General features: G+C 50.4%; 23 protein-coding genes and 1 riboswitch. Of the genes, 18 read left to right on the forward strand and 5 right to left on the reverse strand.

Going from position 1 to position 25135, the window contains the following annotated elements; translation table 11 throughout:
• The first annotated feature begins 88 nt into the window (after nt 1-88).
• The 4 genes from pheS (at nt 89) to ltrA (ending at nt 7125) form a co-directional block, all read left to right on the forward strand.
• Entirely contained in the window at nt 89-1123 is a 1035-nt protein-coding gene (gene pheS / locus BN3279_RS13630; RefSeq protein WP_059051654.1) for a phenylalanine--tRNA ligase subunit alpha, read from the forward strand.
• Between the two features lie 29 nt (nt 1124-1152).
• Entirely contained in the window at nt 1153-3600 is a 2448-nt protein-coding gene (pheT, locus tag BN3279_RS13635; RefSeq protein ID WP_059051655.1) for a phenylalanine--tRNA ligase subunit beta, read from the forward strand.
• Nucleotides 3601-3713: 113 nt separating this feature from the next.
• Nucleotides 3714-5261 (forward strand): cell division protein ZapA, encoded by a 1548-nt coding sequence (locus BN3279_RS13640; protein WP_059051657.1) that lies wholly within the window; start codon nt 3714-3716, stop codon nt 5259-5261.
• A gap of 463 nt (nt 5262-5724) precedes the next feature.
• The gene (ltrA, locus tag BN3279_RS13645) at nt 5725-7125 is read left to right on the forward strand and encodes a group II intron reverse transcriptase/maturase (protein ID WP_059051658.1); all 1401 of its coding nucleotides are present in this window, start codon (nt 5725-5727) and stop codon (nt 7123-7125) included.
• 80 nt (nt 7126-7205) lie between these two features.
• On the opposite strand, the gene BN3279_RS13650 is transcribed toward ltrA, so the two are convergent.
• Both BN3279_RS13650 and BN3279_RS13655 read right to left on the reverse strand, forming a co-directional pair.
• Nucleotides 7206-7589: a cupredoxin domain-containing protein gene (locus BN3279_RS13650; RefSeq protein WP_316245757.1), complete on the reverse strand. Its 384-nt coding sequence runs from the start codon at nt 7587-7589 to the stop codon at nt 7206-7208.
• Between the two features lie 184 nt (nt 7590-7773).
• Nucleotides 7774-8136, reverse strand: coding sequence for a phage holin family protein (locus BN3279_RS13655; RefSeq protein ID WP_059051662.1), 363 nt, complete (start codon nt 8134-8136; stop codon nt 7774-7776).
• 153 nt (nt 8137-8289) lie between these two features.
• Here BN3279_RS13655 and BN3279_RS13660 point away from each other — a divergent pair, with 153 nt between their 5' ends.
• The 3 genes from BN3279_RS13660 (at nt 8290) to BN3279_RS13670 (ending at nt 11800) form a co-directional block, all read left to right on the forward strand.
• The gene (locus tag BN3279_RS13660) at nt 8290-10656 is read left to right on the forward strand and encodes an endonuclease MutS2 (RefSeq protein WP_059051664.1); all 2367 of its coding nucleotides are present in this window, start codon (nt 8290-8292) and stop codon (nt 10654-10656) included.
• Between the two features lie 28 nt (nt 10657-10684).
• On the forward strand, nt 10685-11101 hold the full coding sequence (locus tag BN3279_RS13665) for a DUF350 domain-containing protein (RefSeq protein ID WP_187377794.1): 417 nt from the start codon (nt 10685-10687) through the stop codon (nt 11099-11101).
• A 114-nt stretch (nt 11102-11215) separates the two neighbouring features.
• Nucleotides 11216-11800, forward strand: coding sequence for a hypothetical protein (locus BN3279_RS13670; protein ID WP_059051834.1), 585 nt, complete (start codon nt 11216-11218; stop codon nt 11798-11800).
• An 86-nt stretch (nt 11801-11886) separates the two neighbouring features.
• Here BN3279_RS13670 and BN3279_RS13675 read toward each other — a convergent pair whose 3' ends face one another.
• Nucleotides 11887-13113 (reverse strand): NAD(P)/FAD-dependent oxidoreductase, encoded by a 1227-nt coding sequence (locus tag BN3279_RS13675; RefSeq protein WP_059051666.1) that lies wholly within the window; start codon nt 13111-13113, stop codon nt 11887-11889.
• A gap of 209 nt (nt 13114-13322) precedes the next feature.
• Between BN3279_RS13675 and BN3279_RS13680 the strand changes: the two genes are divergently transcribed.
• The 7 genes from BN3279_RS13680 (at nt 13323) to BN3279_RS13710 (ending at nt 18480) form a co-directional block, all read left to right on the forward strand.
• The gene (locus tag BN3279_RS13680) at nt 13323-13823 is read left to right on the forward strand and encodes an Lrp/AsnC family transcriptional regulator (RefSeq protein WP_059051668.1); all 501 of its coding nucleotides are present in this window, start codon (nt 13323-13325) and stop codon (nt 13821-13823) included.
• Nucleotides 13824-13836: 13 nt separating this feature from the next.
• Nucleotides 13837-15045 (forward strand): aminotransferase class I/II-fold pyridoxal phosphate-dependent enzyme, encoded by a 1209-nt coding sequence (locus tag BN3279_RS13685; RefSeq protein WP_059051670.1) that lies wholly within the window; start codon nt 13837-13839, stop codon nt 15043-15045.
• 197 nt (nt 15046-15242) lie between these two features.
• Nucleotides 15243-15434, forward strand: coding sequence for an aspartyl-phosphate phosphatase Spo0E family protein (locus BN3279_RS13690; RefSeq protein WP_082673082.1), 192 nt, complete (start codon nt 15243-15245; stop codon nt 15432-15434).
• 153 nt (nt 15435-15587) lie between these two features.
• Nucleotides 15588-16160, forward strand: coding sequence for a cob(I)yrinic acid a,c-diamide adenosyltransferase (locus BN3279_RS13695; RefSeq protein ID WP_059051672.1), 573 nt, complete (start codon nt 15588-15590; stop codon nt 16158-16160).
• Entirely contained in the window at nt 16157-17134 is a 978-nt protein-coding gene (locus tag BN3279_RS13700; RefSeq protein ID WP_059051674.1) for an RluA family pseudouridine synthase, read from the forward strand. Before BN3279_RS13695 ends, BN3279_RS13700 begins: the two co-directional genes overlap by 4 nt.
• A 31-nt stretch (nt 17135-17165) precedes the next feature.
• Nucleotides 17166-17528: an arsenate reductase family protein gene (locus tag BN3279_RS13705; protein ID WP_059051676.1), complete on the forward strand. Its 363-nt coding sequence runs from the start codon at nt 17166-17168 to the stop codon at nt 17526-17528.
• 94 nt (nt 17529-17622) lie between these two features.
• Entirely contained in the window at nt 17623-18480 is an 858-nt protein-coding gene (locus BN3279_RS13710; RefSeq protein ID WP_089153480.1) for a 5'-3' exonuclease, read from the forward strand.
• Nucleotides 18481-18484: 4 nt separating this feature from the next.
• Here the strand turns inward: BN3279_RS13710 and BN3279_RS13715 are convergent, their stop codons facing one another.
• Nucleotides 18485-18787: a DUF3055 domain-containing protein gene (locus BN3279_RS13715; protein WP_059051678.1), complete on the reverse strand. Its 303-nt coding sequence runs from the start codon at nt 18785-18787 to the stop codon at nt 18485-18487.
• Nucleotides 18788-19106: 319 nt separating this feature from the next.
• On the opposite strand from BN3279_RS13715, the gene BN3279_RS13720 reads away from it, so the two are divergent.
• The gene (locus BN3279_RS13720) at nt 19107-20111 is read left to right on the forward strand and encodes an HRDC domain-containing protein (protein ID WP_059051680.1); all 1005 of its coding nucleotides are present in this window, start codon (nt 19107-19109) and stop codon (nt 20109-20111) included.
• A 65-nt stretch (nt 20112-20176) separates the two neighbouring features.
• On the opposite strand, the gene corA is transcribed toward BN3279_RS13720, so the two are convergent.
• On the reverse strand, nt 20177-21112 hold the full coding sequence (gene corA / locus BN3279_RS13725; RefSeq protein WP_059051682.1) for a magnesium/cobalt transporter CorA: 936 nt from the start codon (nt 21110-21112) through the stop codon (nt 20177-20179).
• A 454-nt stretch (nt 21113-21566) separates the two neighbouring features.
• A riboswitch (SAM riboswitch) is annotated at nt 21567-21697 on the forward strand.
• A 124-nt stretch (nt 21698-21821) separates the two neighbouring features.
• Between corA and metA the strand changes: the two genes are divergently transcribed.
• From metA to BN3279_RS13740, 3 genes are read left to right on the forward strand one after another with little or no spacing between them, the layout of a single operon-like run.
• Nucleotides 21822-22757, forward strand: coding sequence for a homoserine O-acetyltransferase MetA (gene metA / locus BN3279_RS13730; RefSeq protein ID WP_059051684.1), 936 nt, complete (start codon nt 21822-21824; stop codon nt 22755-22757).
• A 17-nt stretch (nt 22758-22774) separates the two neighbouring features.
• Nucleotides 22775-23962 carry an aminotransferase class I/II-fold pyridoxal phosphate-dependent enzyme gene (locus tag BN3279_RS13735; RefSeq protein WP_059051686.1) on the forward strand — a complete coding sequence of 396 codons (1188 nt, stop codon included), beginning with the start codon at nt 22775-22777 and terminating at the stop codon, nt 23960-23962.
• Nucleotides 23962-25131: a trans-sulfuration enzyme family protein gene (locus tag BN3279_RS13740; protein WP_059051688.1), complete on the forward strand. Its 1170-nt coding sequence runs from the start codon at nt 23962-23964 to the stop codon at nt 25129-25131. Before BN3279_RS13735 ends, BN3279_RS13740 begins: the two co-directional genes overlap by 1 nt.
• Nucleotides 25132-25135 lie beyond the last annotated feature (4 nt).

Raw genomic sequence — 25135 nt, forward strand, 5'->3', positions numbered from 1 at the left:
TGCCGTTTTAACAAGGGTGGTACCACGGTCTTTTCGTCCCTTACGGGAGAAAGGCCTTTTTATTTTGTTTTATTAGGAGGAGCTACTAATGAAAGAACGTTTGGAACTACTCAAGACGGAGGCGCTTAAAGCGCTGGCGGAGACGTCCGATGCGGGACATTTGAATGAACTGCGGGTTAAATATTTAGGTAAAAAAGGTGCATTGACCGAGATTTTGCGCGGTATGGGTGGACTCAGTGCCGAGGAGCGTCCGGTGATTGGGCAAGTTGGTAATGAGGTGCGCGCGGCTATTGAAGCTGTTATTGAAGAGAAACAGTCTTATTTCCAGCGACAGGAGACGGAGGCGCGTTTGGCGGCGGAGAAAGTAGATGTAACCTTGCCAGGACGACTTCTTAAGCAGGGAAGCGTTCATCCTCTGAATCAGGTCATTCAGGAGATTGAAGATATCTTCATCGGGATGGGCTACCGGGTTGCTGAGGGACCGGAGGTCGAAACCGACTATTATAATTTTGAGGCGCTCAATTTGCCGAAGAATCATCCGGCTCGTGATATGCAGGATTCCTTCTACCTGACCGAGGATTTGCTCATGCGGACGCAAACTTCTCCGGTTCAAGTACGGACGATGGAAGCGATGAAGGGTGATGTCCCTGTGAAGGTGATTTGCCCGGGCCGCGTGTTCCGCCGGGATGACGATGATGCAACTCACTCGTTCCAATTTCATCAGATCGAAGGTCTGGTGGTGGGCAAAAGAATTCGCATGAGTGACCTGAAAGGGACTCTTCTGGAATTCACGCGTAAAATGTTTGGGCAGGATACGCAAATTCGTTTGCGCCCAAGCTTCTTCCCCTTCACGGAGCCCAGCGTTGAGGTTGACGTGACTTGTGTGAAATGTAGCGGTCACGGTTGCCGAGTGTGCAAGCAATCCGGTTGGTTGGAGATTCTTGGCAGCGGGATGGTGCATCCACGGGTGCTGGAGATGAGCGGTTATGATCCCGAAGAATACAGTGGCTTCGCCTTCGGGATGGGAGTTGAACGGATCGCTATGCTCAAATATGGGGTGGATGATATCCGCTACTTCTTCAATAATGATCTGCGGTTTCTCCAACAATTTGCCAGAGTTTAATTTTACCGTGAGGAAGGAAGGGAACAAATATGAAAGTATCAACCGAATGGTTGTCAGACTATATTTCTCTAGATGAAGTCAATATTAAGGAACTGGCTGAACGAATTACTCGCTCCGGGATCGAAATTGATTCTGTTGAGAACCGGAACCAAGGCGTAACAGGAGTTGTCGTTGGTTTTGTCAAAAGCAAGGAAAAGCATCCTGATGCGGATAAGCTGAACATATGTACTGTCGATGCCGGACAGGAAGAGGATTTGCAGATCGTTTGCGGCGCCAAAAATGTGGATGCCGGGCAGAAGGTACCTGTGGCATTGGTTGGGGCTAAGCTGCCAGGCGGCTTGGCGATCAAGAAAGCAAAGCTTCGCGGGGTTCTTTCGCAAGGTATGATTTGCTCTGCCAAGGAACTTGGAATGAATGACAAGCTGTTGCCTAAGGAATTGCAGGAAGGCATTCTTGTATTGCCTGAGGACACAACAGTAGGAACGCCAATTACTACGTTGCTTGGTCTGGACGATCAGGTGCTCGATTTTGATCTGACGCCGAACCGCTCCGACTGTTTGAGCATGCTGGGAGCTGCTTACGAAGTGGGAGCCATTTTGGGCCGTGATGTACAGTTGCCGCAGCCGAATCAAGAGTTGACCGAGTCGTCGCAGCAAGCGAAGGAACTAATCAAGGTTCATATCGATGCCCCTGAACTTTGCAGCCATTACGCAGTACGCTACATCTCCGGTGTCAAAATCGGAACCTCACCGTTATGGATGCAAAATCGCTTGATGGCAGCCGGCATTCGTCCCATCAATAACATTGTTGACATTACGAACTATGTGATGCTCGAATATGGACAGCCGTTGCATGCCTTTGACGCCGATCGAATTCGCGGCGGAGTGCTCGGCGTTCGCGAGGCCAAGGCGGGCGAGAAGCTGGTCACCCTGGATGGTCAGGAGCGTTCGTTGGAAGCTGGAGCCCTCTTCATCGTAGACGGAGAGGATCGGCCGGTAGCTCTGGCTGGCGTCATGGGTGGACAAGATACGGAAGTCACGGAGCAAACGGTCAATATTGTGCTGGAGTCGGCCAAATTTGATGGCGGTACGGTTCGCAAAACTTCCCGTACACTAGGTTTGCGTTCGGAAGCTTCGCAGCGCTTCGAGAAGGAAGTTGATCCGCAGGCCGTCATTCCGGCACTCGACCGCGCAGCGGCATTAATGTCAGCCCATGCAGGTGGCAGCGTCAGCGAAGGTATCGTAGAAGTGGTGCAAGGTCTACCGCAGCAACTGGTGATTGAGCTGTCGTTACAGAAGGTCAATGACTACTTAGGTACTGACATTTCCTTAACGGAAGCAAAAGGCATTTTCGATCGTTTGCATTTTGAAACCACGGAGATGCAAGGCGCGTTAAAGGTACAAATTCCAACTCGGCGGGGAGATATTACCCGTGACGTTGATTTGATTGAAGAGGTAGCAAGATTGTACGGCTATGACCAAATCCCGACGACAATGATTGAAGGCGAAACGACGGCGGGAGGCTACACCAAGCCGCAACGCTTGCGGCGTTCCTTGCGTAGTCTGCTCGTTCACGGCGGTTGGCAGGAGGTTATGGGGTATTCCTTTATTCGTGAAGGAGCAAGTGCCAGCTTCCCGCGGCTTGTCGAAGAGGAGCAAGAGATTCATTTGGCTATGCCGATGAGCGAAGACCGCAGCGTGTTACGCGGGAGCTTGCTGCCAGGCATGATGGAGATTGCCGCCTATAACCGAAATCGGAAGCAGGATAATCTGGCTTTGTTCGAGTTCGGCACGGTATTCCTGTCCCATGAAGAGAAGCTGACTCAGCAACCCCACGAATTCTCAGTGCTTGGACTGCTCTTAACAGGTGAACGTACGGAGAAGCGCTGGAATGTGGCAGCAGAGAAGGTGGATTTCTTTGATCTGAAGGGAGCGCTTGAAAGTCTGTTTGCTTACTTGGGGCTGGAGGAGCATGTATCCTATGAAGCGGATCAGCCGAAGGGCTTCCATCCAGGGCGCTCGGCTTCCATTTATTTAAATGGTCCGGAAGGCAAGCAGAAGCTGGGTTCGCTGGGACAACTTCATCCGGAGTTGCAACGTGAGCAGGACCTTGATGATACCTATGTAGCAGAACTGCTCTTGGAGCCATTGTTCCATGATGCCGGGGAAGCGGTGGCTTACCGTGAATTGCCACGTTATCCGGCGATGCAACGCGATATTGCGGTTGTGGTGGACGATGAGGTGGAAGCTGGAGCGCTTATAGCTGCTATCCATGAGACCGGAGGAGAGTGGCTGGAATCGGTGCAAGTATTCGATGTGTTTACCGGAGCCAAGCTGGGTGAAGGCAAGAAGAGCGTAGCCTTGTCCCTGGTATACCGTGATAAGGAACGGACGCTGACAGATGAAGAGGTGACTACAGTTCATAACCAGGTCGTGGACCGTTTGTCGCAAACTTTTGCGGCCGAGCTTAGAAAATAGCAGGAATTGGGCAAAGTCACATCGAATCAAAGTAAGATAACCGATTCGATGTGACTTTTGTGCATGATCAGACATCATGAGACGACACAGAGGAACAAAGGAGGCACAAAGCTTTGAGTAACCCAGGCCGAATTAGCGTGAATGTAGAAATCTATGGAAATTCTTATAAAATCGTTGGCAGCAGCGCGGAGTACATGAAGCAGGTTGCTCGCCGCGTAGATGAACATATGCGTAGCATCTCTCAAGTTTATACTCATTTAGATACCCCCCGTCTGGCGGTACTGGCCGCCGTACGAATGGCTGAGGAAGCTATCAAGGTAGAGCAAGTGCAAGCTGAATTGCACAGCATTAAGCAAGAGAAGGCGGTTCTGGATCAGGAGAAGGGCGTTCTCCAAGGCCTGCAAGCCAAGCAGGAGGAGATGTACAAGGCCCTCCAGGAAGAGCATCAGAAGATAAAGGATGAGCGAAAGCAGCTTGCTGAGCAGAAGGAGAAGCTGGAGACTTCATTGCAAGGCCAAGAAGGCGATGTCCGCAAGCTTCGCAGCCGGGTGCAGGAATTGGAGCGTCAGCTTGGGGAGCAGCGGAATAGTAATTCCCAACTTCAAGCCAAGTTGCGTCATGCTGAGCAGCAAACCTCTAAGGAGAAGGAAGTGGGAGCGAAGCTGGGACAGCAGCTTCAAGAGGCACAACGCAATGAGCAAGCGGCGAAGACCGCAGAACAGCGGGCACAGCACCATAGCGGCAAGCTGGAACAGCAATCCAAGGAGCTTCAGGATACGCTCTTTGGCGTCGAAGCCGAGGCCAAGCAGTTGAGGCAGCAATTGCAGGAAGCCAAGGGCCGGGAGGACAAGCTCCGTTCTGAAGTAGCGGCAGCGGTGCAGAATGAGAAGTCCTGGCAGAAGCTGGCAGAGAAGAGAAATGAGGAGCTTAGTGGATTGGAAATTAATCTGCTGGACGCTGAAGGACGCAACGAGCAATTGTCCGAGCAGCTTCAAGCACAGGGTACGGAGCTTGAGCAGACCGTCAACAAGCTTAAGGCAGAGCAGGACAAGGCGGCTACCCTGGCCGGAGATTTGGATGCGTTGCGCTTGAAGCTGGAGCAGGGAGATCGAGAGCGGGAAAGCGCTATGCTCTCTGCGAAGTCTGCAGCCGAAGAAATGCGACGTTTGAAGGAAGAACTGGATGAATGGCAAGGCCGCATGCAAGAAATGGAGAACGAGCGCAAGGAAGCTACGAATCTGGAAGAGGAACTGGAGCAATTCAAGCTGTCGGCTGAGGAACGGGAGCAAGTATGGAAGAAGCAATGGGCTTCTGCAGAGCGAGAATTGAATTCCTGGCGCGAGAAGGAAAGTGAAATGCAACGCCAGCTTGATGAATGGCAGCAGGAAAGTGCAGCAGGCAGCGAGCAGGCCTTGACTCTTGTCCAGGACGTAGAGTCCCTGGAGGAACAGAAGCAGCAGCTTGCCGATCAATTGCAGCAGGTGACCGACAGTTATGAGGTTGTCTCGCATGAATACCGACTAATGCAATTAGAACGTGAAAATGAGCGCGAGAAAATGGCCAAGCAGGAAGAGGAATATCAGCGCTTGAAGAACGATTACGCCAAGCTGCAGACCGAATTCAATGAATGGATTGAATTGATTGAGCAGGACCAAACCTGATCCAAACGATCCAGAGCCCCGGCTAGGTGCCGCGGGCTCTGTTTGCAGTGCGCCCGGCATGGGCGATAACTAGGCGGTGAAAGTCCGCTACAGGCTTGGCAGTAGGAACTGTTAACCAAAGGCAAGGGTGTCCGTCGCGAGGCGGAATCTGAAGGAAGCCGGAGGCAAACCCTCGGTCTGACGAACAGAAATCACATACAAGGCAGGGTGGGACGGACGAGCTTGCTGCACAAAGTAAAGTCCAATACTGCCCGAATCCCATCCTGTAAATGTGGCAGATAGATGAGGGGAAGGTTATCGCTCTTACCCGGGGAGGTCTCACAGACGTCCGGTGGAAAAAAAACCGGAAAACGGAGTAAAGCTTGCTGTGAGAAGTCAGCAGAGGCCATAGTACCGAGTTTTTTTTCGGGAAGGGCCGAACAATCGTAAGTCTCGAGTACAAACGGAAAGGAGAGTCGGTGCGATGAAAGCAGAAAACCGAAAGGGCTACCGGCAAAGGAATAACGTGGAACGTGAAGAGTATGCCGGAGCGCGGAGCACCGAAACTCGGGAGCGTAGAGAAAGAGACGGTGCAGAGGACTTATTGGAGCTCATAGTGGATAAGGATAATCTAAATCGAGCCTACAAGCGGGTGAAAAGCAATCACGGGGCGCCGGGCATCGATGGAATGACCGTGGAGGCGGCGCTACCGTGGTTGCGAGAACACGGAGACGAGCTATTGCAAAGGATCCGGGAGGGAAGCTACAAACCGAGCCCGGTACGACGCAAGGAAATTCCCAAACCAGATGGAAGCGGCGTGCGAAAGCTGGGTATACCCACGGTCATCGACCGGGTGATCCAGCAAGCCATCGCGCAACAATTGAGTCAAATCTTCGAACCGCTGTTCTCGGACGGAAGCTACGGCTACCGGCCGAAACGCAGCGCGCAGCAAGCGATCCGAAAGGTGAAGGCCTATGCGGAAGAAGGATATAACTACGCGGTAGAGATGGACCTGTCGAAATACTTCGATACGCTAAACCATGAATTACTGATGAACCTGCTGCGAAGCCAAATCGAGGATACCCGGGTGACGGAGCTGATCAAGAAATACCTGAAAAGCGGCGTGATGGAGAATGGAGTGGTGATCCAGACGGAGGAAGGCTCGCCGCAAGGCGGCCCCCTGTCGCCGCTGCTGGGGAACATCTACCTGAACGAGTACGACCAGGAAATGGAAAGCCGGGGGGTCAAGGTGGTACGGTACGCGGACGATATCGTGGTGCTGGCGAGAAGCAAACGAGCGGCGAGCCGCTTGCTGGAGTCCAGCAGGAGGTATCTGGAAGGGAAGCTCAAGCTGCAGGTGAACGAAGAGAAGAGCCGAGTGGTTAGCGTGCTCTCCCGGAAGCATTTCAAGTTTCTAGGCTTCTGCTTGGGAAAGAACGGGAACGGTAGGTATATTCGAGTCCATCCCAAATCCCTGGCGAAAGCGAAGAAGAGACTGAAAGAGCTGACGGGACGTAGCCAAGGGAAGAACGTACGTCAGGTGATGGAGCAGGTCAAGGTCTACATCCGGGGATGGCTGAATCATTTCTACGTAGCGGATATGAAGCGAATCCTGCAAAGCTGGAGCGAATGGTTGCGAAGACGCATACGCATGTACATCTGGAAAGGGTGGAAGAAGCCACGAACGAAGGTAGAGAACCTGCGAAAGCTGGGGATACCGGAGTGGCAGGCGTACCCGTGGGGGAACACAAGGTTGGGTTACTGGCGAGTAGCCGGAAGTCCCGTATTGTCCCGCTCCATAACCAACGAAAAGCTCGCACGAGCAGGATATTATGACTTTCCTGCTCAATACGAGCGACTACGAGAAATGCACTCAAACGATTGAACCGCCGTATACCGAACGGTACGTACGGTGGTGTGAGAGGTCGGCTACTCAACTAATGGGTAGCCTCCTACTCGATTGTCCTATTCAACGATAATGGTGGAGACCATGGAGCCGTGTCCCGAGCCACACATGATCGAGCAGGCAACTTCATATTCCCCTGCCTCGGTGGGCACGATGACGGTAGAATCATTTTTCTGATCTAACTGTACTCTTAGTCCGGGGATAAGTACGCCGTGGTAGCCCGAGTCATTCTTGAAGGTGATTTTGACGGGAACGTCCTTCTTGAGATGATATTGCTGTTGATCAAATTGATAATTGCTGGCTTTGATGAGGAGTTCTGCTTCGGGAGTTATTCCGTTGTTGCCAGTAGTGTTCGCCCCTCCCGCATTATCTGTGTTACAGGCTGTAACAAGGAGTAACAAAACGGAACTCGCGGCGATGGCTATGCTTTTCTTCACATTCATCCCTCGCAATACGGTATATTTGTGACGATTTCAAAAACATCATACCGTATTTTTGCAGCAAGAAAACTTAGCGAGTTTGACTAATTGTTGAACACTCGGAAACCAAGAGATATGTATGAGACAAAAAGGCTCCTGTTCCGTATGAAACGGGAGGAAGCCTCTTTGCCTGAGCGGTACACCCGAATTACCGGGCAGATCTGTCTCTCCCTGCATCAAACGGGGTTGCTACAGGAATGAACAGGTCGATAATACCAATGACCAATGCTGCCAGTAGAGCACCGATGACGGAGACAGATACGCCAGCAATGATGAACTGGGCAAGCCAGATCACAAGCGCGCTTGTAAGAAAGCCGACGATTCCGCGTCCGAAGGGAGTAACCCTTTTGCCGAAGATGCCTTCAATAGCCCAGCCCATAAGAGCAATGACCAAGGAGAGCAACAGAGCGCTGCAAAAACCGCCGATGCTGAATTGCGGTACAAGCCACCCTACAACGAGCAAGACCAGGGCGGAAACAATAAATCTTACAACATGTCCTAGAAAATTCATGTACATAGCCTCCTTCTTGGAAATGTGTATACTGGCTATTACACAATTAGCATGTTCCATGAAACGTGTTCTTATGTGCGCAAGGGGCAAATGGCGAAAAATGAATGGTTTCGTTATAATAAAATTATAGCTCGAGGGGAGTCGTGAACGTTTTTGGATGAGAAAATATTGAAAACAATGGAATATCGAAAAATTATAGATCAGTTAGTCCATTTTTCTCAAACGCCTATTGGCAAGCAAGCGGCGGAAGCCTTGCTTCCTATTAGCGATTTGGAGGATGTCAAGCGCATGCTTCAGGCTACTGATGAAGCGTTTAAGGCGGATCGTCTCAAGGGAGCGCCTAGCTTTGGCGGTATCGTAGATATTACACCCGCGGTCAAGCGAGCTCGAATTGCCGGAACGCTAAATCCGCATGAGTTGCTCGGCATCGCTACCACGCTTGAAGGGTCGCGTCGAATCAAGCGTTATATGGCAGCGATGCATGAGGAGCATGTGTTGGAGCTGTTAGTTACGCTTAGTGAGGCTCTTAGTGATCAGAAGGCTCTTGAGGAAGCCATCAAGCGTTGTATTGATGATAACGGAGAAGTCCAGGATTCGGCTAGCTCCGAGTTGTCGCAGATTCGCCGCGAGCTGCGCGGCGGAGAAGTGCGAATCAGAGAGAAGCTGGATGCGATGATTCGTTCCTCCAGTGTAGCAAAAATGTTGCAGGATCAATTGATTACCATTCGAGGTGACCGCTTTGTGATTCCGGTGAAGGCAGAGTACCGTTCTCATTTTGGCGGTATTGTGCATGATCAGTCCGGATCGGGAGCAACGTTGTTCATTGAGCCAGAATCGATTGTGGCGATGAACAACAAGTTGCGGGAGACGAGACTTAGAGAAGAACGCGAAATCGAAGTTATCCTGCAGAAGCTGACAGCGCTTGTGGGAGATCAGGCTGAGCTATTGCTGTATGATAGCGATGTGCTGGGACAGTTGGATTTTATATTTGCCAAAGCCAGATTGGCCCGGGAAATGAAGGGAACGCTGCCGCGGATGAATGACCGTGGCTTCCTGAAGCTGAAGAAAGGGCGACATCCGCTGATTGCACCTGACAAGGTCGTACCGATTGACGTAGAGCTGGGGAACCAGTACACAACGATCATTGTTACTGGGCCGAATACGGGCGGGAAAACAGTGACGCTCAAGACCATCGGCTTGCTTAGCTTGATGGCGATGTCCGGGCTGTTCGTTCCGGTAGAGGAAGGAAGCCAGCTTTGCGTATTTGATGCAATTTATGCAGATATCGGGGACGAGCAGAGTATTGAACAAAGTCTCAGTACCTTCTCCAGCCATATGAAGAATATCATCTCCATTCTATCCAGAATGACGCCCAAGAGCCTGGTGCTCCTGGATGAGCTTGGCGCAGGCACCGATCCTGCTGAGGGCTCGGCCCTGGCAGTAGCGATTCTGGAACATATTCATACGCTGGGCTCCCGGATGGTGGCAACGACCCACTATAGCGAATTGAAGGCATATGCTTATGAGCGGAAGGGTGTCGTTAACGCCAGTATGGAGTTTGATGTGGCTACCCTAAGCCCCACTTACCGTTTGCTAGTGGGGGTTCCTGGTCGAAGCAATGCCTTCGCGATTGCCGAGCGTCTGGGCCTGCCTGTCGAGATTCTCGACTACGCTAGGGGTGAAGTGGACGAAGAGGATATGCGGGTAGAGAATATGATTGCTTCTCTGGAGCAGAATCGCCTGGGGGCGGAGCAGGAAAGAGAGACGGCTGAGCAACTGCGGCGGGATCTGGAAGCTCTGCGCAGCCGCCACACCGCTGAGCTGGAGAAGCTGGAACAGCAGCGGGATAAGCGCCTTGAGAAGGCAGAAGACGAGGCGGCTTCCATCATCGCCAAGGCGCGTCAGGAAGCTGAGAAGATTATTACAGAACTGCGCCGCTTGGCTCAAGAGGAAGGAGCGGCGGTCAAGGAGCATAAGCTGATTGCTGCTCGCAAGCAACTGGACGATGCCGAGCCACAGAAGCGGAAGAAAACAGCAGTGGCACGAAAAGCGGACAAGGCGCCTCGGCAAATCGAGGCGGGTGACGAGGTAATGGTGTACAGCCTCAACCAGAAGGGGCATGTTGTGGAACTGTCTGGCAGCAAGGAAGCGGTGGTCCAACTGGGCATTATGAAAATGAAGGTCAGCGTGGACGATATGGAGCTGATCTCGGCCGCAGCGGCGCCCAAGCCGGCACAACGTAATGTGACCAATCTTAAGCGTACGCGGGATGATCAGGTGCGGAGCGAACTCGACCTGCGTGGCTCCAATCTGGAAGAGGCACTGATCGAGGTTGACCGTTTTATTGATGAAGCGTACCTTGGCAACCTGGGCCAAATTTATATTATCCACGGGAAAGGAACGGGCGTTCTTCGAACGGGGATATCTGATTATTTGCGCAAGCACAAGCATATCAAGAGCTATCGCCTGGGCAACTATGGAGAGGGCGGAGCCGGAGTAACTGTAGCAGAATTGAAGTAAAGCACGGAAGCAAGAATGGAGGACGGGCTTGAAACATAACATTGATCCGTTGTTGGAGCAGCCGCTGGGACTTATGCTCGGTTACTTTTCCGTAGCGGTGCTGGAATTGATCGTTTTTCTTTCCTGTTTTGAATTGCTAGCGAGGTATCGTTGCTGGCAGGAAATCAAACGCGGTAATATGGCAGCATCGCTGGCAACCGGAGGCAAGATATTCGGGTTGTCCAACATTATTCGCTATGCGGCGGATCATCCTTCCATTTATGATTTTATGATCTGGTCCTCCGTTGGAGCCGGACTGTTGCTGGCAGCTTATGTGCTATTTGAATTTTTGACGCCGGTATTCCGAATCGACGAAGAAATTGCAAATGGAAATACCAGCGTTGGTTTTATAGCGTTGGCAGTCTCCGTTTCGGTCTCTTTTCTGATTGGGGCTTGGGTGGTTTAGGTTAGATTCGAGGAGGCAGCGCAGGATGAAAAATCTCATAAGAGTATTATTTATCGCCGCCGTGCTGTTTTTGGCCGCAGGAATTATTTTTTTGACGAAGGGATGAGCATTGAGATGGAAACGACAATTTGCCCATGGTGCCAAACGGAAATCGTCTGGGACGAAGAGCTTGGTCCGGAGGAAGAGTGTCCGCATTGCCATAACGAGCTTAAGGGCTATCGGACGCTGAGCATTACCCTTGGGGAGGATAACGACTTTGAGGACGAGGCGGAGGACCATCCCTTCAATGACCGGAAGCATCAGCATGATGAAGAGGATCAGGACGACGACAACGCCTATTGGGATGACGAAGAGGAGACTTCCCAGGTTGGCGGGATACATCGGCTGGGCGCATTGGCGGCTGCCGGAGGCGATTTGCTGAAATATGAATCTGGTGTGGAAAAGCTGCTTGATGGTCAAGAGGAAGTGCCTGAATGTCCACATTGCCGTGAGTATATGCTATATGCCGGCAAGCAACCATTAACGGCGGAGCATGGGTTTGGGGTCGTGCAGCCTGCCGGTCTTAAGGGGCCATTACTGCCGGACTCTGCTGAGCTTAACGTGTATGTATGCACAGCCTGCTTCCATGTTAGCCGTTTTCTAACGGAGGAAGCCCGTCTTTCCCTCATGCGTGTGATTAGTGGAGAAGAAGAAAGCTGATTTTGCAGCTACTTCCCAAACTGGTTAATTTTTATAATATTAAGAAGCCCTGTCCAAATAAGGACAGGGCTTCTTTAGTGGTACGTCTATTTCGGATTTGGCCGGGTAGTTCGTGTCAGTGAGAACATAGCCATATCCTTGCGCGGCGTCCCGGTAAGGGTGTCGACGATCATTTCGGCGGCAATCGTGTTGCAGACCGTTCCATTCCCCCCGTAACCTTCCAGGAAATAAACACCGGGAAAATCAGGATGAGGTCCAATGTAAGGCAAGCCGTCCCGAGTTTCTCCAAAAACCGCTCCCCAAGCATACTCGCAGCTTAAAGATTGATATTCGGGAAAAAGACGATGAAGTTCCTCCAGCAGCATTTTACTCTGATGAATTTCCCGGCCTTCTTGCAGCCCATCCGGTGGCAGGGGTTCGTCGAGGCCTCCGGCGATAATTCGTCCGTCCCGAGTCGTACGCATGTAAAGATACGGCCTTGCCGTCTCCCAAATCAGACTATTCTCATACCAAATCTGCTCTTTGTTTACCTGCTCGGTAACAATGGCATAGCTCGCGGTTAAGGTGGCTCCGCTCTCTTTCTTGAACTGCTGGGTTTCATAACCGGTGGCCCAAATGACATGCTTGGCAGAAACGCTGCCTTCCCCGCAGTGCCAGCGGATTCGACCGCCATCAGCTTGCTCGTGCCCGTGGACCGGACTATGCTCGAACACTCGGACACCTTGCTCTTTGACCCGGCAGAGGATGCCGTGAATAAAGGCGAAGGGGTTTAATTCGGCATCTCCCGGGGTATAGATTGCTCCAGGGTATTGGAACGGAAATTTTTCGTTAATGGTCTCAGGTGTCCACCACTCGGCCGGGAAGCCAAACCGCTGTAAGGTTTCAAATTCCTCCTTAAGCTTCTGCGCATCCTGCTCCGAACTGGCCAAATAAACGCTGCTTCGTTCCGTCAGCCGCTCGGCTTCCTTGAGTTCAGCGCTGATCTGCTTTAAGGTCTCCAGGGCTTGTTGACTTAGGCGGTAAAAATGGACTGCTGGCTCTTCTCCAAAAGTGTTGATGCATGAGGTTAATGTTTTATCGCTGGCATATTGCAGCAGTCCTGTGCTGGCCAGAGAACTGCCACCCGCGATTTGGCCGCGCTCGACCAATATGGTATCCACGCCTTGCTCAGCCAGCAGGTGGGCTGATAGCGCGCCTCCAATACCGCCGCCTACGATCAAGACTTCACACTTCAACTCTTCTGTAAGCGTGGGGTATTGAGGGACGGGCGGCATTTCTGACGGCCAGTAATAGTGCCCCGTGTGCAGTTTCATAAAATAGCCGCTTCTCCTTTCATCCGGGAAAATGGGATTGTCTAATTATACCCATTCGTCGGACATTTCAAATCCACGTTTCTAAAAGCTAACCTGGCATGGCTTGTTTTTCTAGTCAGATATCATAAATTCATGTAATATAAGTATTAAATTGTTCCGATGGCTACTGGATAACCCGGGGCGTCGGAAGCATCGCTGGAGGATGAGGAATGAAACAACTAAGCGAATTGAAGCTCAAACTGCTGGACCTCCTCAAAGAGGATGCCCGCCGTGATGCGAACTTATTGGCAACGCTTGTGGGCGTTTCGACGGAAGAAGTGGCGGAAGCGATCAAGGAACTGGAAGATGACCATATCATCGTTAAATATGCGACAGTCATTAACCCGAGCAAGCTGGATGACGACAAGGTTACGGCGTTGATTGAAGTGCAAATTACCCCGGAGCGGGGACGTGGTTTCGAGGCCATTGCTGAACGAATTTATCTGTTCCCTCAAGTGAAATCTGTATATTTGATGTCCGGGGCTTATGATTTACTTGTCGAGGTAGAAGGCCAGAATTTGAAGGAAGTCGCAAGTTTTGTTTCTGACAAACTGTCGACTTTAGAGTCTGTTTTGTCAACAAAAACGCATTTTATCTTAAAAAAATATAAGCAGGACGGCATTATCTTTGAGGACCCGGAAGAAGATCGCCGCTTGCTGATTTCTCCGTAAAGGAAGTAATGAGATGAGCATTCAATCACAAGGTGCCGAGCAGTCTGGGAAAACGATGTCATCCTATTTGGCTCCACTGGTCAGAGAGATTCAGCCTTCGGGCATTCGCCGTTTTTTTGATCTGGTCAGCGGAAGCAAGGATATTATTACACTTGGTGTGGGCGAACCTGATTTTATTACGCCGTGGCATGTACGGGAGGCTTGTGTATATTCTCTGGAGCGTGGTTACACGAGTTATACGTCCAATGCCGGGACGCCTGAGCTACGCGAGGCTATCGCCGAATATTTGTACACGAGCTATAACGTGAAGTACAACCCTAAGGATGAAGTTCTGGTTACCGTGGGAGGTAGCGAAGCCATTGATTTGGCCTTGCGTGCCTTAATCGAGCCTGGTGATGAAATTCTGGTCCCCGTGCCTTGCTATATTTCATATTCGCCGATCGCTTCCATTGGTGGAGGGATACCCGTCGAAGTTGAGACGTATGCCCGCCACGAATTCAAGCTGCAAGCTGAGGATTTGCGGGCCAAAATTACACCCAAATCAAAGGTACTTATCTTGAACTATCCGAGTAATCCAACGGGTGGCATTATGACTTACGAGGATTGGCTACCCATCGCCAAACTGGTAGAAGAGCATGACTTGATCGTCATTTCAGATGAAATTTATTCGGAATTGACGTATGGGCAAAAGCATGTAAGCTTCGCTTCAATTCCGGGTATGCAAGACCGGACCATTCTGGTTAATGGCTTCTCCAAAGCATTCGCCATGACGGGCTGGCGTATGGGCTATGCTTGCGGGCACCCGGATTTGATCTATGCCATGCTTAAGATTCACCAGTATACCGTGATGTGTGCCCCCGTGATGGGTCAAGTAGCTGCTCTCGAAGCATTGAAGAACGGGCTGGAGGAGAAGGACCAAATGATCGAATCCTATAACCAGCGGCGGCGTTTGGTTGTCCAGGGATTACGGGACATCGGTCTGGAATGTCATGAACCGCAAGGAGCGTTCTATGCTTTTCCTAGTATTGAATCGACGGGTCTCGGTTCGGAAGAATTTGCCCAGCGCTTATTGCTTGAAGCTAAAGTAGCGGCGGTACCAGGTAATGTGTTTGGGGCTGGTGGAGAAGGGTTCTTGCGTTGCTCTTATGCAACCGGGGTCAATCAACTAAGCGAAGCCTTGCATCGCATGGGTGAGTTTGTTCACCGCCTAAAGCAGGGGTAGAAGAAATGAATCGCCGGGAAATGGGGCTTATTAACAATTCTTTCATTTTCTAATTGATCAATCATTGATTACCATGGTATAATTCGATTTTGGAAGAAGCTTAAGTTTCTCAGGGAGGGATTTCTTTGCGCTGTGGTGGATACAACCTGCCATTCAATAACTTTTTAATTGCTGAAGGACATGATACGAATCCATGGATGGACGGACCGGACGGGTCGAATTCACCACATGCTGTTACGTTAGAGGATGAAATTTATCTGCTGCGCAGTAAGATGGAGAAGCTGTTTCTGGAGGAGAAGTCCTTCACCTCGGATATTGTGGTAGAGATCAGCAGCTTGTTGGATCTGAAAATAAATGAGTTTATGAGAATATCCCACAAGAGTAGATAATGATAACTATATATGGATTCACTGAATAAGGAGACCGTGAACCGGTCTCCTTATTCATATGATGCAGCCGATTGTTGGGGGAAGTCTCTTATCCAGCGGGACTTGGTTTTATGATAAAATGGAACGGTAGGATGCAAATAGGAGGAATCTCAAATGGCTATTTATACACGTACCGGTGATCAGGGTCAAACTTCGGTCATTGGAGGTAGAGTTGATAAAGATGATGCACAGGTAGAGGCTTACGGCTCAATAGATGAGTTGAATTGCTTCGTAGGTCAGGCCTGCAGTCTGATCCATGAAGAACCGTTTATCAATCTGCGAGAAGAGCTACTGCAAATTCAACAGGAATTGTTCGATTGCGGTTCAGATCTTGCCTTCGTGAAATTGTCGGATAGCCGGCGCTACAAGATGACAGGGGAGCCCATCCAACGTCTGGAGACCTGGATTGACCAGCATCAGGCAGAGAACCCCTCACTGGAGAAGTTTATTATCCCTGGAGGAACACAGCTTGCATCCGCATTACATGTATGCCGGACCGTATGCCGCCGGGCGGAACGCCGGGCTATTACGCTGAGCCACAGCAAGGAACTTAACCAGGAGGCGCTCAAATATTTGAACCGCCTGTCCGATTATTTCTTTGCCGCTGCTCGTACGGCGAATCGCCTTGCTGAGGTGGCGGATGTTGAATATTTGCGGAGCCGGAAGGTGTTTGGCAATAAATCATGAGTGAATATTATGATCCGATCACTTACCTGGTGACCGAGGCTGAGCAGGGGTGGACGGTCAAGAGCGTGCTGCAGAGGCGGCTTGGGGTATCCCGCAAGCTGATGTCTCGTATTAAATTGACGGAGCGCGGAGTTGAGTTGAACGGAGAACGAGTGTTCATCAGTGTGACAGTCAAGGCTGGTGATATGGTGAGTGTATCGCTGGAGAAGGAAAGCTCCGATGATATTCTCCCAGAGCCAATTCCGTTTGATATCGCCTATGAGGATGAAGCTTTGCTGGTTGTTAATAAAGCTTCCGGAATCATTGTCCATCCGACCCATGGCCATTATACAGGCACGCTGGCTAACGGGGTGGTGCATTACTGGCAGGAGAAAGGTGAACAATTTCGCTTTCGGCCAGTACATCGGCTGGACCAAGAAACGAGTGGACTGATTGCTATCGCCAAAAATGCCTATGTGCATCAGCACATTTCCGAGCAGATGATTGCAGGCAAGGTGATCAAGAAATACACAGCTTTGGTGCATGGCTGCCCGTCATCGGTTGAGGGCACGCTTGATGGTCCGATTGACCGCGATCCCGCCGAGCCTCACCGCCGAATCGTAACACCATCGGGCTATCCGGCGTTAACCTTCTACCAGGTTGCTGAATGTTTTGGAGAAGGGGCGCGCGTAGAGTTGCGTTTGGGTACAGGCCGAACTCACCAGATTCGTGTGCATATGACGGAGTTGGGTCACCCGCTTATTGGGGACAAGCTCTATAATCTTCCCCAGAAGCAGGAGTTGGATCATGCGGATAGTCCCGTGATACAGCCTCCTCAAGTATGGAATGAGGCGATAGGCAGACATGCTCTGCATGCTTCAGAACTGGGCTTTCGCCATCCCTTAACGGGGGAAGACCTGCTGTTTCAAGTAGAGCTACCCGAGGATATGCAGCGTTTGCAGCAACTGATGAGGGCGGGAAGACACGTCACCTAATGAATCCATATCAAACCAGGAGGATGACTGAATGAGTAAATTAACCGTGTATCATTATCCGCGCTGCGGAACTTGTCGCAAGGCTATTCAGTGGTTGAATGCCAGGGGGCATGAGCTGGATTTGCGGCCTATTCATGAAACGCCGCCAAGCGCCGAGGAATTGAAGGAACTGGTGGAATTCAGTGGACTGGAATTGAAGAAATTCTTTAATACGAGTGGAGAGGTATATAGAGAACTGGGCCTCAAGGATAAGCTGGCCGGGATGACAGAAGCGGAGCAACTTGCGCTCTTGGCTTCGAATGGAATGTTGATTAAACGTCCTATCGTTCGAAACAATCACCAGCTTGTGACAGTAGGGTTCAAGGAAGAAGAGTACGAGCGAGTTTGGGGTTAAGGCAGAACCAATACGTATTAGGAATGGAACCAAAGTGTTCAGGAAGGTGGCTGGGCCGGAAGTGAATTTGGTACAAAGTGGGAAAGATACGATCATGTTGGTCGATGGCATGGCCTTGATGTTCCGGGCTTATTATGCATCGGCGGCTTCGGGCTATATCCGCCGGACAAAAGCGGGATTGCCGACAAATGCAGTGTATGGATTTATGCGTTATTTCTGGGATGCTGTGCAGCGGTTTGGACCAACACATATTGCTTGTTGCTGGGATTTGGGGAGCAAGACGTTTCGAACTGAGCAATTCAGCCAGTACAAAGGGAATCGTTCAGAGGCTCCGGATGAGCTGATTCCGCAGTTTTCCATCATTCGTGAAGTGATGGATAGCTTGGGAATACCTAATATTAGCTGTCCTGGCTATGAGGCGGACGATTGCATCGGGACCCTTTCTTCCCGTTTTGGACAAGAGGGCATGGATGTACTGGTGCTGACAGGAGATCATGATATGTTGCAACTGGTCAGCGAGCGTACTCATGTCCTTATTATGAAAAAGGGCCATGGCAATTATATGGTATATACGCCAGAAGTCTTGAAGGAAGAGAAAGGCTTGACTCCAGAGCAGATCATCGATTTGAAGGGCTTGATGGGAGATACAAGCGATAATTACCCTGGTGTGCGGGGCATTGGAGAGAAGACGGCCCTGAAGCTGGTGCAGGAATATGGCTCTATTGAAGGCATCTTGGCCAGCCTGGAGCAGTTATCCAAATCGATCCGAACCAAAATTGAGACCGATTTGGATATGCTGCATTTATCCCGGCAATTGGCAACGATCCGTTGCGACGTAGAATTGAACTGTGAGGCTGGTGTCTGCCGCTTTGAGCTCAATCCTTCGCTGGTCATATCGAAATTTGAGGAGCTGGAAATGGCGAGCGTTAGTTCATGGCTTGGTGTTGTCTAGGTCATTAATCCGTAAAGTAGGGATCGCCGAGGACTTGATAGAGAAAGGTGCGAAGCTCACCAGCTTCCTCTTCGTTTAAGCTAAAGAGATGTTCGAGATAACCCTCTTCATCCAGATCATCGGTACCAAGAATAGCGGTTCGGCCATTCTGCATGTCGGCTACCAGCTTCTTGCCGTAGAAACGGCTGGTTGTAGTAACGGCCAGGTCAAACCGTTTTAACGAACCGCCGATGAAGGTAACAAATCGGGTTGAGGTACTCTCCGTGCTATCGGATAGGAAATCAAGTTCTTGACGTGGCGCATTCATCGGTTAAGCCTCCTTAGGTATGAGTGCGAGTTGAACACCCTCTATTTGAGGAAATGTTTGTCACTATTATACCGAAAAAAATAGAGATAGGTAGCATCAATAATTCTGCATTGACAGCCAAATAGAATGTGGTATTATTAGGGATATTAGGTTACGTCTGGAGGAAGCACCTCTGTTGCGCTTAGCGCACAGAGGTGCTTTTTTGCGTTTTTCTTGAGCAGACAAATGCCTATATAAGTTATTCTCGTCTGCTTTTTTGCAGATTTATTATTTTAACTTATATAGCTTCCGTAACCGAACATTTAAGGAGGCGGGATGGATGCGAATTGTATTTCTGAACAGCTTGGAGAAGAAGGCTGATGGGGTAGTGAAGAAAGGAGCCCAGGTTTGGATCGGGGAAGAAGAGGGGGTATGGCAGATGGGCTGGAACGAGTTGACGGCTGATGGACAGCAGGAGGAGTTGTGGTATGAGGGAGCCTCCTGGTCGGAGATGCTCTACATTTATCGTCACCGCCTGGCAGCCAGAATGGCGGAGGGGTTTCACCCCGTTGTAGAAGGAATCTGGAGTGAAGGACAAGCTCTCAGTAGACGTGGCTTAGCGGCGCAGAAGCTATTTTGTTATAGCGAAATTCATGAGAATGCCCCGGTGTATGACAAACTGGCAGCTTGGCGGAGAAAGAAAGCCTCCGCGGAACATAAAGCTCCCTATCTGATCGGCAGCAATCGATTGTTGCGGATGATCAGTGTGTTCCTGCCTCAGACGGAAGAGGAACTATTGCAATTGCCAGGTGTCGGACAGAACAAGGCGAGTGAATATGGTGCCGAGGTGCTGGATATCACCCGAGGAGAGCCGCAAGTACGGGCCTTTCCTTTGGATTGGGTAGACGCGGAACTGGACGCGGAGGTGTTCCGTTCCTGGATGTACAAGCAGAAGGAAAATAAATACCGCGAGGAGATGGAGAAGTACAGTGTTCGCCGGGCTGTGCTGGAGGCATTGGCCGCCGATCTTAAGTTAGCAGACATTTGCGAAAGAACTGGACTGGAACGCAGGGAGGCCATTGAACTGCTAGAGGATTTGGGCAAGGAGGGCTACAGTACCGAGCAGCTAGTTGGATTGGAGCTTGCAGAGATGCCTGAAGAAGAACAGCAAGCGGTCTGGCAAGCATACGAAGAACTGGGCGATGCTCTGTTGAAGCCGGTGCTACAAAAGGTGTATGGTGAGCATACTGCCGATGGCGGAGGAGTTGATACGCTGTATGAGCGCTTGCGGCTCATTCGCATCCGCTACCGCCATCATCAGGAAAGCATTCGTCAGGCAGGCTAAGGTAGCACATGAATAAAGGCCAACGATAGGGCAAGTAAAATTGCCCCCGTTAGCCTTTATCAGCTTTATATCCAATCCCTTTTTCGGAAGATGAAGAACATGCCGAAGCCAAGTACAGCCATAATGCCCAGGACAATGAAATATCCGTAAGGGGAATGCAGCTCAGGCATGTTATCGAAGTTCATTCCGTAAATACCGGTAATCAGCGTAAGCGGAATGAAGATCGTCGTAATCGCCGTAAAAACACGCATGATCTCGTTGGCTCGATTGGCGATGGCGGCTTGATAAGCTTCACGTAAGTTGCCTACCAGTTCTCGAAATGTATCAAAGTTCTCCGATATTTTAACCGCATTTTCATGTATATCGCTAAAATACTTCTGCAATTGGTCATCAATAAGCCGCAAATCTTTCTTGTTGAGTATATTGATGACTTCCTTTTGAGGGCCGAGCACTTTCTTTAACCACAAAATTTCGCTTCGTAGCCCGATGATTTCGTTAAGATGAGAGCGCTTGGTGTGCATCAGAATATCCTCTTCGAGCTTCTCAATCTTGACTTCGATCCGGTCACCAACCGTGAAGTAATTATCGACGACTAAGTCGACTAACAGGTATAAAAAGCGGTCCGGTTCGCTAACCTCTTGCTCCCAGAGAATTGGTTTTACCGCCCGCAATTCGTTAATTTTTTGTTTAGTAACCGTAATAATATAGTGCCGCCCCAAGAAAATACTCAAAGCGCGCAGGAAAATTTCCTCGTCATCGTAGCGAATGCTGTTAACCACGATAAAGTAATGGTTATCATAAGTTTCAATCTTGGGACGCTGCTCCTCTTCGGTCAGGCAATCCTCTACAGCCAAATCATGCAAGGAGAATAATGGCTGTAACAATGCCAGATCACTTGCATCCGCATCAATCCAGTAGAAGCCTTCCTCCGGTGCGGTAGTCGTTAACTCCACATTCTCAACCGTAGTGAATACGCCGGCTTTGACATGACGGATTTTCATAAACTTTCACTCCCTTTCCCCCAGACACTTGTGGCCAGGGTTTGCTCTGCTTAGAGCATAGGAAAGAGAAGGCTGGTTACCTCGTAACGTCAAAAAAGGCGTTTATGCAAACACCGGGAAACGAAAGTGCCGCAAGCGTTCCGCGGGCACCCAGCGGTTCGGTTTCCTATGCAATTGTAATACCTGGGTAGTCCTCTGCGGACTCGGGTCGCCTTCCATCCTCGGTTTCACCTCACTATTGCCAGTTTTGTTCGCGTTAAGCGTTGGCCTTAAGCCTAATCGGGCTCTCAAGGCACTTGTCTAGTATAACGCCTGCCAATGACATGTTTCAACCTAAAACATATATTGTGATTTTTCTCCCAGGTTCTTGACGGAATGCTATCTGATACATTAAAGTGATGACAGGGAGTAGGCATTAGAGCCGTATTTCCTTAAACCAATTAAATATAGCGAAATCTTATCAAGAGCAGGTGGAGGGACTAGCCCGATGATACCCGGCAACCGGCGATGTAACCCATCGCAGCGGTGCTAATTCTTGCAGAGCGAGCAAGCTATGATGGTTTGTCCGTTTCTGAGAGATGAGAGAGGCGCATACAGGATACGTAATGACCTTTCTCCCCCGTGAGAGAGGTCATTTCTTGTACTACTATGCCCCTTCGTTCAAACGATATGATTTGACGCTACAACAAGAAGGAGTTGATCTTAAACCATGCCGATCAAAGTACCGGATCACTTGCCGGCCAAGGAAGTGCTGACGAGCGAAAATATTTTCGTCATGGACGAGAGCCGCGCCTATCAGCAAGATATTCGTCCTCTGCGCATCGCGATTCTGAATTTGATGCCAACCAAGGAGACGACAGAGTCTCAAATTTTGCGTTTGCTCGGTAATACACCGCTTCAAGTGGAAATCGTATTGCTGCATCCTGGTTCACATACTTCAAAGAACACCCCGGCAGAACATTTGGAAATGTTCTACAAGACCTTTGAGGAAATCAAGAATCTCCGGTTCGACGGAATGATTGTGACAGGGGCTCCGGTGGAACAACTGGAATTTGAAGAGGTCAATTATTGGTCGGAATTGCAGGAGATCTTCGAGTGGACCAAAACACATGTGACTTCCACCATGCATATTTGTTGGGCGGCGCAAGCCGGCTTGTATCACCATTACGGGGTACGGAAGATACCACTGGAGAAGAAGTGCTTTGGCGTGTTCTCCCATGCGGTTACCGATCCCCATGTGAAGCTGCTGCGCGGGTTTGATGAAGCGTTTCAGGTTCCGCATTCCCGTCATACCGATGTATTGCGTTCTGATATTGAACGTCAGCCGGAGCTCAAGATATTGGCAGAATCCGAGGAGGCAGGCATTTATCTGGTGGCTGGTCAGGATGGCAAGCAAATCTTCGTGACTGGACATTCGGAATATGATCCCCATTCTCTGAAATGGGAATACGACCGGGACGTCGCCAAAGGGATGGAGATTGAATTGCCGGTGAACTATTATCCAAACGATGATCCTTCCAAGGCGCCCAGGTCTACCTGGCGTGCCCATGCCAACCTTTTGTTTTCCAATTGGCTAAACTACTATGTGTATCAAGAAACGCCATATGACATCGATCAGTTGGCGGACTTTGTATATCAAATTTAAGGCAGGAGTGATTACAGGTGGGGGAGCAACGAAAAGAGTGGCGCATTGAGAGTATATTGGCACAAATCGGTTCATTGGAAGAGCCGGTGACGGGTGCCGTTAACTATCCTATTTATCAAGCAACGGCATTCCGCCATCCTCGGCTGGGTCAAAGCACGGGGTTCGATTATGCCCGCACGAAGAGTCCAACCCGCGCCGTATTGGAGGAAGCGGCCGCAGCTTTGGAGTCCGGTGATGCCGGGTTTGCCTGTAGCTCCGGGATGGCTGCCTTGCAGACGGTCTTTATGCTGTTTGCCCAAGGGGACCATCTCATCGTGTCTTTGGACTTGTATGGAGGGACTTATCGTTTGCTGGAACGGATTATGTCCAAATATGGCGTGACGTCTTCTTATGTGGATACCAATGACCTCACAGCACTAGAAAGCGTTCGTCAACCTAATACCAAAGCAGTAATTATTGAATCACCGACAAATCCGCTGATGATGATTACGGACATTGAAGCCGTAGCTGATTGGGCTCGTAGCCACAATCTGCTGACGATTGTGGATAACACGCTGTTGACTCCTTATTTCCAGCGGCCGCTGGAACTGGGAGCCGATATCGTCGTGCACAGTGCCACTAAATATCTGGGTGGACACAATGATGTACTGGCGGGTCTTATAATAACAAAGGGGCAGGAGCTGTCCGCTGAAATTGGAATGCTGCATAACTCGATTGGGGCGGTGCTGAGTCCCTCGGATTCCTATCAGTTAATGCGCGGCATGAAGACTTTGGCGCTACGGATGGAACGACATCAGAGCAATGCATTGACCATTGCTAAATATCTGCAGACGCACCCGCAGATTGCCGAGGTATTTTATCCGGGTCTGGAGGAGCATGCGGGATATGCAATTCAACGCAAGCAATCCAGCGGTAATACCGGGATATTCTCTTTTAAAGTGACGGATGCCCGTTATGTGGAGCCTGTGTTGCGCCACCTGAAACTGATTGCTTTTGCCGAGAGCCTGGGCGGCGTGGAGTCCTTGATGACTTATCCTGCCGTGCAAACCCATGCGGATATCCCAGTGGAAATCCGTGAGGCCGTTGGCGTTGACGATCGCTTGCTGCGCTTCTCCGTCGGGATTGAACATGTAGACGATTTGATTGCTGATCTGAGCGCGGCGCTGGAAGCGGCACGTCAGGAAGTTGAAGGAGGACAAGCTTAATGAGCGAGCAAGAGCGGCAGGGGCAAGAGCCCAAATTCGGAACGAAACTGATTCATTTCGGCAATGAAGTAGATAAGGAAACGGGTGCATCCAGTGTACCTATTTATCAAGCTTCCACATTCCATCATCACGATATTTTCAATCCGCCATTGTATGATTACAGCCGTTCGGGCAACCCTACGCGCCAGGCGTTAGAGGATTATATCGCCGTGCTTGAGGGCGGGGTGCAAGGCTTTGCTTTTGCCAGCGGAATGGCTGCGATTTCTTCCACCTTCATGATCTTCTCAGCAGGAGATCACATCATCGTGACCGAAGATGTCTATGGGGGAACGTATCGGCTTCTGACGAGCATTTTAAGCCGGATGAATATTGAAGCCACCTTTGTGGATATGACCAAGCCTGAAGAAGTGAAGGCCGCGATTAAGCCCAATACCAAGGCCGTATACATGGAGACTCCCTCCAATCCGACACTAAAAATCACAGACATTGCTGACATCGCTGCGTGGGCGCGGGAGCATCAACTGATTAGTATCATTGATAACACGTTTATGACTCCTTATTATCAACGTCCTATCGAGCTTGGTGCGGATATCGTGTTGCATAGCGCGACCAAATTTCTTGGCGGTCACAGTGATGTGCTGGCGGGATTGGCCGTAGCGCGAACAGAAGAACTGGCCAAACAACTCAAGTATGTGCAAAATGGTCTAGGAACGGTGCTGGGTCCTCAGGATTCCTGGTTACTCATGCGTGGCATGAAGACGCTAGCGACACGTATGGCGCATTGCGAGATCAGCACTCGTAAGCTTGCCGATTGGCTGAGCCGCCGCGAGGATATCGAAGCGGTCTTCTATCCAGGATTGCCAGATCATCCGGGACGGGCTATTCAGGAGAAGCAATCCAGTGGGTATGGTGCGGTGGTTTCCTTCGATGTAGGCTCCGGCGAGCGGGCTAAGCAGTTGCTGAATTTAGTTAAGCTGCCACTGGTAGCGGTAAGCCTCGGAGCAGTGGAGAGCATCCTGTCTTATCCGGCAATGATGTCCCATGCTTCCATGCCACCAGAGGTTCGCGCAGAGCGGGGGATTACCGACGGACTGCTGCGTTTCTCGGTGGGTCTGGAGGATATCGATGATTTGATTGCCGATTTGGAGCAAGCCTTAAAAAATTGCTGATGTT

Origin of the sequence: Paenibacillus senegalimassiliensis, assembly GCF_001486585.1 — a bacterium.
Lineage (GTDB): Bacteria > Bacillota > Bacilli > Paenibacillales > Paenibacillaceae > Fontibacillus > Fontibacillus senegalimassiliensis.

What these genes read in the sequence shown, in the direction of transcription:
- pheS (WP_059051654.1), top strand. Translation starts at nt 89, where the DNA reads ATGAAAGAACGTTTGGAACTACTCAAGACGGAGGCGCTTAAAGCGCTG.
- pheT (WP_059051655.1), top strand. Translation starts at nt 1,153, where the DNA reads ATGAAAGTATCAACCGAATGGTTGTCAGACTATATTTCTCTAGATGAA.
- ltrA (WP_059051658.1), top strand. Translation starts at nt 5,725, where the DNA reads ATGAAAGCAGAAAACCGAAAGGGCTACCGGCAAAGGAATAACGTGGAA.
- BN3279_RS13650 (WP_316245757.1), bottom strand. Translation starts at nt 7,589, where the DNA reads ATGAATGTGAAGAAAAGCATAGCCATCGCCGCGAGTTCCGTTTTGTTA.
- BN3279_RS13655 (WP_059051662.1), bottom strand. Translation starts at nt 8,136, where the DNA reads ATGAATTTTCTAGGACATGTTGTAAGATTTATTGTTTCCGCCCTGGTC.
- BN3279_RS13670 (WP_059051834.1), top strand. Translation starts at nt 11,216, where the DNA reads ATGGAAACGACAATTTGCCCATGGTGCCAAACGGAAATCGTCTGGGAC.
- BN3279_RS13675 (WP_059051666.1), bottom strand. Translation starts at nt 13,113, where the DNA reads ATGAAACTGCACACGGGGCACTATTACTGGCCGTCAGAAATGCCGCCC.
- BN3279_RS13680 (WP_059051668.1), top strand. Translation starts at nt 13,323, where the DNA reads ATGAAACAACTAAGCGAATTGAAGCTCAAACTGCTGGACCTCCTCAAA.
- BN3279_RS13685 (WP_059051670.1), top strand. Translation starts at nt 13,837, where the DNA reads ATGAGCATTCAATCACAAGGTGCCGAGCAGTCTGGGAAAACGATGTCA.
- BN3279_RS13690 (WP_082673082.1), top strand. Translation starts at nt 15,243, where the DNA reads ATGGACGGACCGGACGGGTCGAATTCACCACATGCTGTTACGTTAGAG.
- BN3279_RS13695 (WP_059051672.1), top strand. Translation starts at nt 15,588, where the DNA reads ATGGCTATTTATACACGTACCGGTGATCAGGGTCAAACTTCGGTCATT.
- BN3279_RS13700 (WP_059051674.1), top strand. Translation starts at nt 16,157, where the DNA reads ATGAGTGAATATTATGATCCGATCACTTACCTGGTGACCGAGGCTGAG.
- BN3279_RS13705 (WP_059051676.1), top strand. Translation starts at nt 17,166, where the DNA reads ATGAGTAAATTAACCGTGTATCATTATCCGCGCTGCGGAACTTGTCGC.
- BN3279_RS13710 (WP_089153480.1), top strand. Translation starts at nt 17,623, where the DNA reads ATGTTGGTCGATGGCATGGCCTTGATGTTCCGGGCTTATTATGCATCG.
- BN3279_RS13715 (WP_059051678.1), bottom strand. Translation starts at nt 18,787, where the DNA reads ATGAATGCGCCACGTCAAGAACTTGATTTCCTATCCGATAGCACGGAG.
- BN3279_RS13720 (WP_059051680.1), top strand. Translation starts at nt 19,107, where the DNA reads ATGCGAATTGTATTTCTGAACAGCTTGGAGAAGAAGGCTGATGGGGTA.
- corA (WP_059051682.1), bottom strand. Translation starts at nt 21,112, where the DNA reads ATGAAAATCCGTCATGTCAAAGCCGGCGTATTCACTACGGTTGAGAAT.
- metA (WP_059051684.1), top strand. Translation starts at nt 21,822, where the DNA reads ATGCCGATCAAAGTACCGGATCACTTGCCGGCCAAGGAAGTGCTGACG.
- BN3279_RS13740 (WP_059051688.1), top strand. Translation starts at nt 23,962, where the DNA reads ATGAGCGAGCAAGAGCGGCAGGGGCAAGAGCCCAAATTCGGAACGAAA.